Annotated in this window: 14 protein-coding genes; 8 read left to right on the top strand and 6 right to left on the bottom strand. The window is 63.7% G+C overall.

The genetic code is table 11. From position 1 onward, the window contains the following. Genes dapF through ABGI63_RS21290 form a run of 5 tightly spaced genes read left to right on the top strand, consistent with a single transcriptional unit; the run spans position 1 to position 5,198 of the window. Positions 1 to 858: a diaminopimelate epimerase gene (gene dapF / locus ABGI63_RS21310; RefSeq protein WP_349744493.1), complete on the top strand. Its 858-nt coding sequence runs from the start codon at positions 1 to 3 to the stop codon at positions 856 to 858. Beyond that, entirely contained in the window at positions 855 to 1,556 is a 702-nt protein-coding gene (locus ABGI63_RS21305) for a DUF484 family protein (RefSeq protein ID WP_349744491.1), read from the top strand. Before dapF ends, ABGI63_RS21305 begins: the two co-directional genes overlap by 4 nt. Then, on the top strand, positions 1,537 to 2,469 hold the full coding sequence (locus ABGI63_RS21300) for a tyrosine recombinase XerC (protein WP_349744490.1): 933 nt from the start codon (positions 1,537 to 1,539) through the stop codon (positions 2,467 to 2,469). Before ABGI63_RS21305 ends, ABGI63_RS21300 begins: the two co-directional genes overlap by 20 nt. Continuing rightward, positions 2,466 to 3,992: a hypothetical protein gene (locus ABGI63_RS21295; protein ID WP_349744488.1), complete on the top strand. Its 1,527-nt coding sequence runs from the start codon at positions 2,466 to 2,468 to the stop codon at positions 3,990 to 3,992. The genes ABGI63_RS21300 and ABGI63_RS21295 overlap by 4 nt, the downstream gene beginning before the upstream one ends. 24 nt (positions 3,993 to 4,016) lie before the next feature. Continuing rightward, complete coding sequence (locus ABGI63_RS21290; RefSeq protein ID WP_349744487.1) at positions 4,017 to 5,198, top strand: class I SAM-dependent rRNA methyltransferase; 1,182 nt, start codon at positions 4,017 to 4,019, stop codon at positions 5,196 to 5,198. On the opposite strand, the gene ABGI63_RS21285 is transcribed toward ABGI63_RS21290, so the two are convergent. Beyond that, positions 5,195 to 5,683, bottom strand: a complete 489-nt coding sequence (locus ABGI63_RS21285; protein WP_349744486.1) for an Lrp/AsnC family transcriptional regulator — start codon at positions 5,681 to 5,683, stop codon at positions 5,195 to 5,197. The genes ABGI63_RS21290 and ABGI63_RS21285 overlap by 4 nt on opposite strands. A gap of 142 nt (positions 5,684 to 5,825) precedes the next feature. Between ABGI63_RS21285 and glmS the strand changes: the two genes are divergently transcribed. Further along, positions 5,826 to 7,703 (top strand): glutamine--fructose-6-phosphate transaminase (isomerizing), encoded by a 1,878-nt coding sequence (glmS, locus tag ABGI63_RS21280; protein WP_349744485.1) that lies wholly within the window; start codon positions 5,826 to 5,828, stop codon positions 7,701 to 7,703. A gap of 365 nt (positions 7,704 to 8,068) precedes the next feature. Here the strand turns inward: glmS and ABGI63_RS21275 are convergent, their stop codons facing one another. The 4 genes from ABGI63_RS21275 to ABGI63_RS21260 all read right to left on the bottom strand — a co-directional run bounded on the left by ABGI63_RS21275 (position 8,069) and on the right by ABGI63_RS21260 (position 11,981). Further along, on the bottom strand, positions 8,069 to 8,482 hold the full coding sequence (locus ABGI63_RS21275) for a DUF6088 family protein (RefSeq protein WP_349744484.1): 414 nt from the start codon (positions 8,480 to 8,482) through the stop codon (positions 8,069 to 8,071). Positions 8,483 to 8,495: 13 nt separating this feature from the next. After that, on the bottom strand, positions 8,496 to 10,175 hold the full coding sequence (locus tag ABGI63_RS21270; protein ID WP_349744483.1) for an AAA family ATPase: 1,680 nt from the start codon (positions 10,173 to 10,175) through the stop codon (positions 8,496 to 8,498). 348 nt (positions 10,176 to 10,523) lie between these two features. Next, complete coding sequence (locus ABGI63_RS21265; RefSeq protein WP_349744482.1) at positions 10,524 to 11,294, bottom strand: hypothetical protein; 771 nt, start codon at positions 11,292 to 11,294, stop codon at positions 10,524 to 10,526. 102 nt (positions 11,295 to 11,396) lie between these two features. Next, entirely contained in the window at positions 11,397 to 11,981 is a 585-nt protein-coding gene (locus ABGI63_RS21260; RefSeq protein WP_349744481.1) for a hypothetical protein, read from the bottom strand. 155 nt (positions 11,982 to 12,136) lie between these two features. On the opposite strand from ABGI63_RS21260, the gene ABGI63_RS21255 reads away from it, so the two are divergent. Together ABGI63_RS21255 and ABGI63_RS25910 are read left to right on the top strand one after the other, a co-directional pair. Then, entirely contained in the window at positions 12,137 to 12,391 is a 255-nt protein-coding gene (locus tag ABGI63_RS21255) for a helix-turn-helix domain-containing protein (protein WP_349744479.1), read from the top strand. Positions 12,392 to 12,843: 452 nt separating this feature from the next. Then, positions 12,844 to 13,047, top strand: a complete 204-nt coding sequence (locus ABGI63_RS25910; protein WP_432767455.1) for a GIY-YIG nuclease family protein — start codon at positions 12,844 to 12,846, stop codon at positions 13,045 to 13,047. Here the strand turns inward: ABGI63_RS25910 and ABGI63_RS21250 are convergent. After that, positions 13,044 to 14,357 (bottom strand): phosphoribosyltransferase-like protein, encoded by a 1,314-nt coding sequence (locus ABGI63_RS21250; protein WP_349744477.1) that lies wholly within the window; start codon positions 14,355 to 14,357, stop codon positions 13,044 to 13,046. The genes ABGI63_RS25910 and ABGI63_RS21250 overlap by 4 nt on opposite strands.

The following is a 14,357-nucleotide window of genomic DNA, read 5'->3' as shown; positions in this document are numbered from 1 at the left end:
ATGAAACTTCGCTTCACCAAGATGCAGGGGGCCGGCAACGACTTTGTCGTCATCGACGCCACCCAGGCGCCGCTGGCGCTGAGCGAGGCGCAGCTGCGCGCGCTGGGTGACCGCCGCTTCGGCGTCGGCTGCGACCAGATCCTGGTGATCGAGCGCTCCGGCACGCCGGGCATCGACTTCCGCTACCGCATCTTCAACAACGACGGCGACGAGGTCGAGCATTGCGGCAATGGCGCGCGCTGCTTCGTTCGCTATGTGTCAGACAAAGGGCTGAGCGACAAGCGCAGCATCAAGGTCGAGACCGTCAACGCGGTGCTGGAGCTGCGCCTGCGCGAGGACGGCCGGGTCACGGTGGACATGGGCGCGCCGGTGTTCGCGCTCAAGCGCGTGCCCTTCGATGCGCAAGGCCTGACCCCGCGCGGCGAAGGCGGCTTCGAGCTCTGGCCTCTCGAAGGGCTGGCTTGCGAGGTGGCGGTTCTGTCGATGGGCAACCCCCATGCGGTGCAGCGCGTCGCCGATGTCGAGACCGCGCCGGTGCTGAGCCTGGGCCCGCAGCTCGAGCGGCACGCGCGCTTCCCGCGCCGGGTCAATGCCGGCTTCATGCAGGTGCTGGACCGTGGCCGCATCAAGCTGCGCGTGTTCGAGCGCGGCGCCGGCGAGACCCTGGCCTGCGGCACCGGCGCCTGTGCGGCCGTGGTTGCCGGCATCCGGCTGGGCTGGCTGGACGAAAAGGTGGACGTGCAGGCGCTGGGCGGCCTGCTGACGATTGAATGGGCCGGCCTGAGCCAGGGCCTGGCCGCGCCGGTGCTGATGACGGGACCGGCCCAAACCGTTTTTGATGGAGAGATCACGCTGTGAGCACCACCCAAGGCATTACCGAACAGGACATCGCCGACTTCCTGGCCAACACGCCAGGCTTTTTCGAGCGCCATGCCGAGCTGCTGGCCAGCGTGCAGCTGAGCCATCCGCTCGGCCAGCGTGCGGTGTCGCTGCAGGAGCGCCAGGCCGAGATGCTGCGCGAGAAGATCAAGGGTCTGGAGCACAAGATCATCGAGATGATCCGCAACGGCCAGGAGAATGTGTCTATCGCCGACCGCCTGCACCGCTGGACCCTGTCGCTGATGCAGACGCGGGATGCGGCGGCGCTGCCGGCCGTGCTGCTGCAGGAGCTGCGCCACCAGTTCATGATCCCGCAGGCCGGGCTGCGGCTGTGGGGCGTCGATGCCGCCCATGCCGAGGCCGAGTTTGCCCAGGCGGTCAGCCAGGATGTGAAGAGCTTCGCGGCCAGCCTGAATCAGCCCTATTGCGGCGTCAACTCGGGCTTCGAGGCGGCGCGCTGGCTGGATCAGAGCCATGGCGTGACCTCGCTGGCCCTGGTCCCGCTGTCGCAGGGGGGCCAGGCCTTCGGCATGCTGGTGCTGGGCTCGCCTGACCCGACCCGCTACACGGCCGAGATGGGCACCGAGTTCCTGGCCCGCATCGGCGAGATCGCCAGTGCCGGCCTGGCGCGGCTGCTGCCGGCGCCGGCCGCTCCCGATGTCGGCGCCGCAGACTGAGGATGTGCTGCAGCGCTATCTGGCGCATGCCCGCGTGCAGCGCCGGCTGGCGCCGCGCACGCTGAGTCTTTACGCGGACGCGCTGCAGCGCCTGCAGGCGCTGGCCCTGCGCGACGGCGTCGAGCTGCTGCGCTTGCAGACCGCGCAGGCGCGACGCTGGGTGGCGCAGCTGCATCGCGAGGGCCTGGGGCCGCGCAGCCTGGCTTTGCTGCTGTCGGCCTGGCGCGGGCTGTATCGCTGGCTGGGCGGCGAGCGGCTGGTGGCGCTGAATCCCATCGAGGGCCTGCGTGCTCCCAAGGCGGCCAAACCCCTGCCCAAGGCCTTGTCGGCCGACGATGCGGTGCAGTTGGCCGACCATGCCGACAGCCGGGCCGACCCGGCGCTGGAGGCACGTGACCGCTGCATCGTCGAGCTGCTCTACGGCTGCGGCCTGCGCGTGGCCGAGCTGGTGGGCCTGGATGCCCAGGCCAGCGGCACCGCGCGCGGCTGGGTCGATCTGGTCAGCGCCGAGGCCCAGGTGCTGGGCAAGGGCAGCAAGCGCCGCAGCGTGCCGCTGGGCCGCGCGGCGATCAGCGCCTTGCAGGCCTGGCTGGCGCTGCGCCCGCAGCGCGCGCGGGCCGGCGAACCGGCGCTCCTGGTGGGCGCGCGCGGCGGCCGTATCAACGAGGCCCAGGTGCGCGCGCTGCTGAAGGCGCGCGCGCTGGCCGCGGGCATGCCGGCGCATGTGCACCCGCATATGCTGCGCCATTCATTTGCTTCGCATCTGCTGCAGTCCAGCGGCGATCTGCGCGCGGTGCAGGAGCTGCTGGGCCACGCCCATATCACCACCACCCAGGTCTATACCAAGCTGGACTACCAGCACTTGGCCAAGGTCTACGACGCCGCGCATCCGCGCGCCAAGAAAAAGCAATGAAACCTCGTTACCTCCTGCCCTTGTTTCCGCTGCTGGTGTTCAGCGGCGCCGTGCAAGCCCAGTCGCCGCTGCCGCGGCCGGGTTTTCTGCAGGCCCAGCCGGCCGCCTTCGAGGCCAACTGGACGCCGCTGAAGATGCCCACCGGCGAGCGCATCGCGCTGCTGGGCGCCAGCTATCTGGTCGCGATGAACGAGGACTGGGGCGTGGGCCCGAGCTTTTACGGCTCGGCCAAGGGCAATTTCGGCGGCATCTTCACGGTAGGCTTCACGGCCCAGCGCCGCTGGCGGCTGGGCTCCAGGACCCATGCGGCGGCCGGCCTCTACGCCGGCGCTGGCGGTGGTCTGAGTTCGGACAAGGTGCGCTTCGGCGGCGGCCTGATGCTGCGGCCCGAGTTGTCGCTGCGCACCGAGTTCGGCAGCTGGTACAGCGGCGTGTCGCTGGCCCATACCGCGTTTCCGAACGGCCGGGGCAATGTGCGCGGCAGCTCGCTGGGCCTGGTGCTGGGCTATTCCGATGGTTTCTTCAGCTATGCGCCGGGTGATGCCGGCCGGCGTGTGCAGAACACGCGCCGCAGCGGCCTGGGCGTCGACGAGGTGTCCTTGAGCGTGGGCTCCTACAAGCCGCGCTCCGGCGCGCGCACCCGCAGCGGTGCGCCGGCCCAGCGCATGGGCAAGGCCGGCGCGGTGCTGCGCCAGTACGTGACCGAGGGCGCCTGGTGGGGCATGGAGGCGGCCGGCGCTGCCTCGGGCGGCGCCGATGGCTATATGGAGGTGCTGGCGACGATGGGTCAGGATTACGGCCTGGCCGGGCCGAATCTGCGTGCCGGCTGGCATGTGGCGACCGGCCTGGGCGGCGGTGGCGATGTGGACACCGGCAATGGCTGGCTGGTCAAGGGCGGACCGACGCTGCGCTGGAAATCCCCCTGGGGACCGGCCCTGCATCTGGATGCTGGCGTGATGGGCTCGCTGACCGGCAGCTTCAAGTCCACCTATGTGCGCGCCTCGCTGGGCCTGCCGCTGGACCAGGCCACCGGCCTGTTCGGCCAAGCCAATGACGCGGGCGGCGTGGTGCGCACGCAAACCGTCTATGCCAGCCTGATGCACCTGCCCAAGGTCAGGTTCAAGGATGGGCACGAGACCAGCGTCGGTCATCTGGCGATGGTGATGAGCCGCGATCTCGGTACCCATCTCTATGGCACGGCCCAGGCCGGCAGTGCGGCCTTCGGGCGCGCCGGTGCCTATTCCTTCGGCCTGTTCGGTCTGGGCCTGCAGGGCCGGCCGCTGGCCGGCGGGCCGCGCGTGGGCGCCGAACTGTTGGTCGGCGCAGCCGGCGGCGGCGGCGTCGCCGTGACCGGCGGTGCGGTGGCCCAGGCCGAGGCCTGGGCCGAATGGCGCTTCGGCGAGAGCGAGCGGCTGCGCCTGCGTACCGGCGTCGGCCAGTGGCGCACGCTGCGCGGGCAGACCCAGTCCTCGCCCGTGGTCAATGTCTCGCTGGGCTATGCCTTCGGCGCACTGAGCCGCTAAGGTACTGCGGCGACAATCTGCCGCATGAAATCCATACGTCTTCGCGCGGGCAAGGAACGCTCGCTGCAACGCCGCCACCCCTGGGTGTTTGAAAGCTCGCTGCAAAAGGGCGGGGGCGATCCGGGCGAGACCGTGCGGGTCGAGTCGCACGAGGGCCAGTTCCTGTGCTGGGCCGCGTTCAGCCCCAGCTCGCAGATCCGGCTGCGGGCCTGGAGCTTCGATGAGGCCCAGCGTATCGACGCAGCCTTTTTCGAGGCCCGCATTGCCGAGGCCCTGGCGATGCGCCAGCGGCTGCCGATTGCCTCCGATGCGCTGCGCCTGATCCACGGCGAAGCCGATGGCCTGCCGGGCCTGATCGTCGACCGCTATGGCGACACCCTGGTCGCGCAGTTCGGGTCCGTGGGCGTGGAGCGCTGGAAGAAGGTCATCGTCGATAGCCTGCTCAGGCAGACCGGGCTGGCCCGCTTTTACGAACGCTCGGACGCCAGTGCGCGCGGCCTGGAAGGTCTGGAGGAGCGCAGCGGCTGGCTGCAGGGCGAGGGCGCGACCGAGCTGACGATCGCCGAGCATCAGTGGCGGCTGACCCTGGACATCGCCACCGGCCACAAGACCGGCTACTACCTGGACCAGCGCGACAACCGCAAGCGCTTTGCCGACGCGGTGCGCCACTACGGCTGCAAGCGCGTGCTGAACTGCTACAGCTATACCGGCGGCTTCTCGGTGGCGGCGCTGGCCGGCGGCGCCGAGCGTGTCATCAGCGTCGACTCCTCGGCACCGGCGCTGGCCAGGGCCAGTGCCCATGTGGCGCTGAACGGCTTCGAGCCCGGCCGCCACGAGGCGCGCGACGCCGACGTCAACCAGACCCTGCGCGGCCTGCTGGAGGCCGGCGAGCGCTTTGATGCCATCGTGCTGGACCCGCCGAAGTTTGCGCCGACCGTGGCCCACGCCGAGCGCGCCGCCCGTGCCTACAAGGACATCAACCGCCTGGCCTTCAAGCTGCTGGCACCCGGCGGCCTGCTGTTCACCTTCTCCTGCTCGGGTGGCATCGCGCCGGACCTGTTCCACAAGATCGTGGCCGGCGCCGGCCTCGATGCGCCGGCCGATGGCTACATCCTCGAGCGCGTGGCTGCCGCGCCCGACCACCCGCAGACCATCTGCTTCCCCGAGGGCGAGTACCTGAAGGGCCTGCTGGTGCTCAAGCGCTAGGCTGCCGGCAGCGCGATGCGCGGCTCGAACTTGCTGCGCAGCACGCTGAAGAAGGTCTTGACGTTGCGCACATTGGCGTCCTGCGTGAACAGGCGCAGCACCAGCGCGTGATAGGCCGGCATATCGGGCACTTGCAGGATCAGCACGAAATCGGGCCCCGGTGAGACGCGGTAGCACTGCTGCACCGCCGCCTCGGCCAACAGCTTCTGCTCAAAGGCCGCCAGATGCTCGGCCCCCTGGCGGTCCAGCGTGATCTCGACGATGGCGCTGAGGCCGGCGCCCAGCTTGTCGGGCGACAGGAGGGCCACGCGCCGCTCGATGACGCCGGTCTCGACCAGGCGCTTGACGCGCCGCAGACAGGTGGCCGGCGAGACATGGGCCAGCTCGGCCAGTGCCTGGTTGGACAGCGAGGCATCCTGCTGCAGCAAGTCCAACACCCGCAAATCGGTGGTGTCCAGCGCCATGGAATTGACCGAATTATTCATAGAGATTTGATATTTGAAATATTCAGTCTTGAAATGATGGGTGTGGTTGATTATTTCATTTGATACGAAAATTTGAAAACATTGGTTTTCGCTGCCTGCCTAATATCCGGCATCTACTCAAAGCCTCAGGCAGGAGAACCTCATGTGTGGCATCGTCGGCGCCGTCAGTCAGCGCAATATCGTCCCCATCCTGATCGAGGGCCTGAAGCGCCTGGAATATCGCGGCTATGACTCCTGCGGCGTGGCCGTGCACCAGGGCGGCGAGCTCAAGCGCGCCCGCAGCACCTCGCGCGTGGCCGAGTTGCATGCGCTGGCGGCCGAGGACAGCATCGCCTCCGGCACCGGCATTGCCCACACCCGCTGGGCCACCCACGGTGCGCCGGCGGTGCACAACGCCCACCCGCACTTCTCGCACGGCCCGGGTGCCGATGCCAATACCGCGACCGCCGGCCGGATCGCGCTGGTCCACAACGGCATCATCGAGAACCACGACGAGCTGCGCGCCGAGCTGAAGGCACGCGGCTATGTCTTCACCAGCCAGACCGACACCGAGGTGATCTGCCATCTGGTCGACCAGCTCTACAGCGGTGATCTGCTGGAGGCGGTGCAGCAGGCGCTGACTCGGCTCAAGGGTGCTTACGCGATCGCGGTGTTCGCGCGCGACGAGCCGCACCGCGTGATCGCCGCGCGCGAGGGTTCGCCGCTGGTGCTGGGGGTTGGCACCGAGGCGGGGCAGGGCGAGCATTTCGTCGCCTCGGACGCGATGGCCCTGGCCGGCGTCACCGACCAGATCGTCTATCTGGAAGAGGGCGATGTGGTAGACCTGCAGCTGGGCCGCTACTGGATCAGCAAGCGCAATACCGAGACCGGCCGCTACGAGGCCCAGACCCGCGAGGTACGCACCGTGCATGCGCACAGCGGCGCGGCCGAGCTGGGCCCTTACCGCCACTATATGCAGAAGGAAATCTTCGAGCAGCCGGTGGCGATCGCCAACACGCTCGATGCCGTCACCGGCATCAGCCCGGAGCTGTTCGGCGACGGTGCCTATCGCATCTTCAAGGAGATCGACTCGGTGCTGATCCTGGCCTGCGGCACCAGCTACTACTCGGGCTCCACCGCCAAGTACTGGCTCGAGAGCATCGCCAAGATCCCGACCAGCGTCGAGATCGCCAGCGAGTACCGCTACCGCGACAGCGTGCCGAACCCGCGCACCCTGGTCGTCACGATCAGCCAGAGCGGCGAGACCGCCGACACGCTGGCCGCGCTCAAGCATGCCCGCGCTCAAGGCATGACGCACACGCTGACGATCTGCAATGTGGCTACCAGCGCGATGGTGCGCGAATGCGAGCTGGCCTACATCACCCGTGCCGGCGCCGAGATCGGCGTGGCCTCCACCAAGGCATTCACGACCCAGCTGGTGGGCCTGTTCATGCTGACCCTGGCGCTGGCGCAGACGCGCGGCCATCTGAGCGAGGCGCAGGAAGCCGGGCATCTGAAGGCGCTGCGCCATCTGCCGGTGGCCGTGCAGGCGGTGCTGGCGCTGGAGCCGCAGGTGATCGCCTGGAGCGAGGAGTTCGCGCGCAAGGAAAACGCGCTCTTCCTCGGCCGCGGCCTGCACTATCCGATCGCGCTGGAAGGCGCGCTCAAGCTCAAGGAGATCAGCTATATCCACGCCGAGGCCTACCCGGCTGGCGAGCTCAAGCATGGCCCGCTGGCGCTGGTGACGGCCGAGATGCCGGTCGTCACGGTGGCGCCCAACGACGCGCTGCTGGAAAAGCTCAAGAGCAATATGCAGGAAGTCCGCGCCCGCGGCGGCCAGCTCTATGTGTTCGCCGACGGCGACACCCAGATCGAAAGCGAGCCGGGCCTGCACGTGATCCGCATGCCCGAGCATTACGGCAGCTTGAGCCCCATCCTGCATGTTATCCCGCTGCAGCTGCTGGCCTATCACACCGCCTGCGCGCGCGGCACCGATGTCGACAAGCCCAGAAATCTCGCAAAAAGCGTCACGGTCGAGTGAGGGACTGGGGCCAGCATGGCCCTGTCATAAAGTTGCATTAAATGCGGGGCTTTATGCTTGGTATCGAATAATGAATTCGCATTTTATTTGAATTGCGGGTCTTTTTTGCATTGTTGGATAAGTTCCCTATAGCTCATTTGACTCGAGATTGATGCGATAGCGGTGGGGTCAGTGCTGCTTGGGGCGCCCCGATTCCGATCCGGTGCCCATCATTGGCGTCGTGGAGCCAAGCGCGCCCTGTCTTGCTCTGCCAGCCGCCGGCTCTAACATGGCGAGGTCTCAGTGCGAGCTACCAAACACCGTCTATCGACGGTGCTCGGACAACCAACCTTTTCGTTGGAGCGGTACAAGCCGCTGCCGGCTAGCTAGCGCTGCTCATACTCAACGATCTTGCCGTTCAGACCTAGCTTGCGCTGAATGCGCCGTTTGCCGACGCAGACAACGAAGCCCACTGGGACCTGTGTACTCGCACCAGAGTTGTACTCGCGCATCTGACGAGACTCTTTCACCTGCACACCCAGCCTCTTGAGAATTTCGGGTGCGAGCACCTCGAGCGGCCTGATGGGAATGGGCTTACCGGACAGTACGCTTGGCTTGGCCTTGACGTACACACCGATCCCAACACGTAAAAGTGCGCCGCTGCTGATCAGTTCGGCGAGCGCGCGACCTATCTGGGACCGGCTACCGAAAGCTTCAAAGTCCGCGCGTAGGAATACATCGGATTTCCGATTGGCCACAGAGCGACCTATGCGCTTCACTATATTGAGAGGTGATCGCATAGATCGTAGACGATCAGTGCCGAGCTGCTTGCGCGGGCAGACTCATCCAATGCCGCATCACCATTCGCACCGCACTGCGCAGATCTCGCAGCGATGACATAGACGGTGGCAAAAGTTCCTCCACCGGCATGCCAGCGAAAACTCCCGGAGGCAGTTCCATCTCTCGTTCCAGATCATCAACGACGAACTTGGCGACTTGCACCAATTCGTTCCGAGTCGGTCGCCTGATTTCATGTTCACGCAACCTACTCCTGAGCGCTTGCGAAAGCCAAACCGTCGAGTTGCATGTCAGTACGAAAATCAAGGTGCTCAAGTCGCATTCAGTCTGCAGATACACATCTCGCCAATGTCGACTCTCGTTCGGCTCGAGCAAAGACAGCAAGGCGTTCTGTACGGACGGACTTTTGGCAACGTCATCCCCAGCTTTTTCCACTTCGTCGAGCGCGACCAGAACCGTTGCGCACCCTTTCAGGAGAGGGCGGAGAAGCGGACTTGGTTGACCCGAACTCCAGCCCCGCGCCGTCCCGAGCAATGACATCGAGTCGCTCGCACCTGCAAGCGATTGCGAATAGCACTCGATCCCGAGAATCTCTGCCAGACGGCGAGCCAGACGAGTTTTTCCGGAGCCGGCTGGTCCAGTCAACAGGATCGGCTGAAAGTGAAGTTTGATGACGCCCATTTGCCGGCGTCCAATCATCTCGTCGAACACCGGGTTGATCGCGGTTGTGGCCCATGGAAACTCCGCGGTCAACTGGGCACGCCGCTTCTCGAGCTCAGTGACATCGGGCAAGGCCGCAACTGACATTGGCCTGCGCAGCGGTTCGAACTCCCGGAGCACGTCGGTGTCGCCATCGCCCCGGCCTCGCGGAAACCTTTCCTTGACAACGGTATGCACCAGCCGAGGAAGAGTCGAGCTCTTCAAGGCAACGGCAGCTGGACATGGTTGTAACGGCATGGACTCTTCCTCAGCGTTCCTTTGCAGCAGGCGATTGAGCGCGACTACGGCGCCGGTTCCACATGTTGCAGATTCACCGTGCGCGTGGCCGAAGCGGATCAACCGGAGCCATATCGGCTGCGCGCGGTCTCGGAAGAATTCTGCGCGCGCTTGAGCCTTGTTCGAAACCTCAGTCGGCTCGAAATACCGGCTGTACAGCCGGAGCAGTCTGATTGCCGCACGTGCCTCGGATTCGGGCAAGGCCTGTTGCGCCTCGAAAGGCATCTTCTCCAAAGTTTCAAATGACCACTTCATGGTGAGAAGGGCCTGACTCAACTTCTGCGGGTTATGCCAGGTCAAGACCGGCACGCCGCCCTCGTCAAGTGACGACCGCGACTCATCAACAAGCACGTCTTCTTTGGACAGCTGAGACCATGTGAGCCACTCAACAACATCAAAAGAGAAATCCATCTCGAGCACCCGGCTCGCGACTTCGGCTAGAAACTCGAGCCGTTCATGCATGTCAGCGAATTCGGTGTCGTAAATCGATGCAATCCGCATGATTGCGGCGGCTCGCGCCTCGCGGGTCTGATCTGACCTCAGCGCGTGATACGTCTGGACTTGTAGGTCGACGTATTCTTCTGGCGAAGCCCAGCTGAAAGGCATGAGCCGGAGGAAGAGGTGTCGGCAGTTCTGCGGCAGCGCCTGGTGGATGGCACGGGCGGAAATGCCTTGGTAGGTGTTTCGGTACTTGTCCATGTTGACCTCCATCTGGACAGGTCAGCGTAAGCTACTGGTAGCTCATGGGATGAGCCACTAAATCGCTTTGCTGCAGATCCGCGCGTTCGACGCCTCGCTGCGCTGGCTGAACTGGGGCGAGAATTCGCTGATTCGGCCACGAGAGCAACCGGGCAAGCATCACAACCTCAGTGACGGCGCCAAGCGCAGCGACCGAGATACCAGACTCGACGCATGCGCCCAGAATCTCCGCCTGGAACGCCACGGTGCAACAACAAGCATGCTTCGGCTTGACTGCCAAAGATGAGATGTCCAGCGACCTTAGATGGGCATCAGCGGTCTTGGCGATGATGGATGTCTGCGTCTGTTTTAGAGTTTGGCGCCGGCGGTAGCTTCCTTGGCGGCGCTGTTCGCGGCTGCGTTTGCCATGGATGCAAGGAACGCACGGCCCGCATCCATATCCACGAGCTGGGCGCTCCCATTGCCCATGGACTTCACACCACTGGTGGAGATCACGCCGTAGTTGACGCGGAAAACCTTGTTGCAACTGTTCTCGAGGCGCATCGAGTCACCCTGATTGACTCGTCCGAACGGCAGAGTGTTGTCGCTGCACGTCCCCTGATAGAGCTCGAAGCCCGTGAGGGTCTTGGAGCCATCGCCTTTGCGCTGCCCATTGACGAGGATGTCGAAATAGTCGTTGATCGGAGCCGCGCCGGCATACTTGGTACCCATGTCTCCGATGGTCTTTTCATACGCGTAGGTCGACGTCGTGTCATCCCGCCAGATCGCCCAGACCTTGCCGTCGTTGATCAGGATCTTGATGAAGTCGTAGTTACTCTTCTGTTCGGGGAACAAATCGAAGCGGATGCCGGCACGCATCGGCGCACGGGTGACCGAATTGGGCCAGGTGTATTCCGACATCTTCAGCTTGATGGTGCGGCCGCGGCTTTCCTTGGTGCCATCTGGGAAACGTTGCTTGATGGCGGACACCGCCTGAGCTTCGGTCATGCCGAGTTTGACGCCGAGGATGTCGAAGTTCTGAATGGCACCGGCGGAGTCCACCGCTTTGCTGACACCGGCGTGAGCAGGGCTCAGAGCGGCAACGATGGTCGCAACGGCTGCGATACGGGCGAAGTGCATGGGAGTTTCTCCATTGTTGTTGGGATTCGAGTTGAGGGTTCGGCCGCGCTGGCGAGACGAATGCCTTGTCGGCCGCCTCGAGACGCATAGGCCACGCCCCCGCTATTGCGAGATCTCTGCGGGGGTGTGATCGAGTGCGGTTTGCGATGCCGCGGGAACGTCTTGTCCTCTCCATGTCGGCCCGAGTTCGACGACATGGAGCCATGCCAATCGTCGAGTCTCGGGCACCTCAAACGTTTGTCCGTAAAGGGCATTGCCGTGCTTGGCCATGGCCAACGCCATGCGTGCGGCCTGGAAATTTCCCGCATCGGCATGCGCGGCAAACCCTTCAAACGCCGTGCGCCAATGGCAGTGCTCGTACGCGGTCCAGGCGGTACTGATCGATACGCTCTTGCTTGCACCGAGGGGTGTCCATGAGGAAACCGTGCCGTTGAGGACCGGGTTGGAGTCTTGCCGGGCGGCGTTGGCCGCAGCTTGTAGGGCCGCATCCGGCGGCGTCGGGCGCCATTCGCCGATGGATCCGTTGAGTGCAGGGTTTGTATCGCGCTGTGAGGCGATCGCCGCCTTGTCGAGCGCTAGCCGTGGTGTCACCACTCGCGCGGACGGTGGTGCGGCATAGATGTTTTGCGCGAGCAAAAGCCCAAGCGCCGCAACCAGAGGTGCAGCGCGACGTCCCTCAAATTTCATTCCTTCCTCCCCAGGTAGAACGATCATCAGATGGTTCGGTTTGTGTTATTCATTGTTCATTGAGACCTTATTGCGAATCCAAATGATCCACAAAGAGCACCAAATGTATATCGGAATGTGTAGAGAGGAAAGCCCCCGAAATACATGCTTGGCCCATGTCCAAAGCCAAGCCGATCCCTACTGCCAGAGAGATATTTGCTCGTAACCTTCGTCGAGCTCGGCGCTTGAAGGATGTGACCCAAGAGGGCTTGGCGCTGGAGGCTGGCGTGTCGCGGGCCTATCTCAGCCGTGTAGAGCGCGGCACGATCAACATCTCTTTCGATAGCGCCGAGGCACTAGCCAAGGCCATCGGCGTCTCCCTGCGGGACCTGGTCGATCCGCTGCAGTTTCAGGGTTTGGACGAAAGCTGAGGCGGTATGCCCGACGCCGACCGCGAGACGCTGCAGCAGGCCGCGCGTTTGTCCCAGCATCCAATCATGCGGGGCTTGGTAAAGTGGTGGCAGGCTGCGCCGCGAGGTGTTGCCCCTGCTTTTCCTCCCTGAGCAGGAGCCTCCGCGTGATGACAGCGTTAGGCTTTCCAGCCTCGGTCCATGGCCGGGGCTTTTTTCCATCTGGAGAAGAGAGGGCCGGTGTGGCGATCAGGAGAAAACGAAGCAAGCCAGGCACTTGGCCCAATTGCTGTCGGGAGCCGCAATTGCGGTGTTGGACCGCAATTCACCGCAATTGCCGGGGAGGGGGCGGGTGGCAAGCATGAGCCGATTGGCGGCGGGGAATCTCCTCGCAGCCAGGGCTGCTAGGCAGGGGCGGTTCGTTCTCGATCAAGATCGGGATGACCACAGGCGCCGTCTAAGACAGTGTCGCGATTCAATGCAAGGGATCGGCGACGTTCGACAACCTGGTCATCCTCGGACGCTGGCAAGTCAACCGCGTCGGCGCCGCCGAGAAGGCTGCGCACAACGTGTTCAAGGCGAGTGGGAAGCGGCGCGAGAACATCCCCGGCACTGAGTGGTTCAACACGACTATCGCTGAAATTCAATCGATCATCGATTTCGTCACTGCGGGCTAGCGACACGCCTCGTTGAGTGCTACCTTGGCAGCATCAGCATTCGATGGCTTTCCTGCGGGATCTGTGTCCTCAGCCATGACAGTGGGCAGCTTTTCTTCGTCCGGTGCGAGTGGGCAGTCTTTGCAATGGTAGTCAAGGTCATCAGGCTCAGGGTTGAGCACGTGCTGGCTCGCAATCAATGGGCGCCATGAAAACTCCCCTCCTTTTCCGTCACGTATTGGCCCACCACCCATAATCAATACTGGCAACATTGCCTTCGGAAGACTGTGCCAAAACCCAATGGTTGACGCGATCTTCTGCGTCCCCAACGGTCGCTTGCCTGCAATCTTTTTGCCGATGCGCTTGCAAAGGGCCTCCATGCCGGCTGGATCCACATATCGAGCGATCGCAGGATCTCTGAAAGCAAGGCCAGTCGTCTTGCCCAGATCGTCTTGAACGCACAACCGGTTCTGCTCGGGGTACGAGACCCTTATGGACGCCTTGCTGACCTTGAAATCGACTTCGAGCTGGTCGATGCTAGCCTGAAGAACTTTTTCGGCGATGTCCGTGATGAAGGCGAACCTCATATCGAGTGCATGGGTCGGCTCGAAATGACTGGCCTTGCGCTGACAACTCGTGTACATGCACTTGAGGCGTCGGGATGATTCGCCTCCGCTCCAGCCGCCGTCATTGAACATCCGAATCGTGGAGCTAGTGGTCAAGTTGGAAAGCTTGAATGCTTCCGACAGCTTCTTATTGCTGATCGCTTGGCTCAACATCATGGCTAAGCCATGGTCTCCGCTTAGCGGATCCGCACCCATGAAGTAGGCGTTGTGAGATGCCTCTGGCAGTGACTCGTCAGTCAAAAAAGCACCGAGCTCCTGCATGCCGATGATTCGAAGCTGCGCAAGTATTGCGATCGCCACGCTCGGACCCAGGATCGGATCAACCCTTTTGAACTGATGACTCCACGCATCGACGTCCATCCAGCGATACGACGCGTGTCGCATGCATTCGGCCACGTTACCCCGCCATGAAATGCGGTTTTCGCTGAGCCAAGCGGCCGTCTTCTTGTTCAGCTCGGCCTTGGTCATCCGAATGACGCCGCTGTCTTCCAGTGCACGAGACGTCACATTTTTATCTGCGAAGCACCCCGCTTGAGGATGAGTGCGTGACACATCCCGCAGCGCAAGGTCATTGGCTGCTCTGTTGGAGTCAGACAGCCTGATGAGTTGGATATGGTTAATCCAACGTCCGGCGGTGCTTGCAGGAAGCTCCTCCTCCAACTGAGCGATTTGCGCTGGAGTGGCAGCAACGATGAGTTGCTTCAT

Origin of the sequence: Roseateles cavernae, from assembly GCF_040187885.1 — a bacterium.
Lineage (GTDB): Bacteria > Pseudomonadota > Gammaproteobacteria > Burkholderiales > Burkholderiaceae_C > Roseateles_E > Roseateles_E cavernae.
The sequence above is the reverse complement of the archived record's forward strand: the minus strand, read 5'-3'. Positions and strand labels throughout refer to the sequence as shown.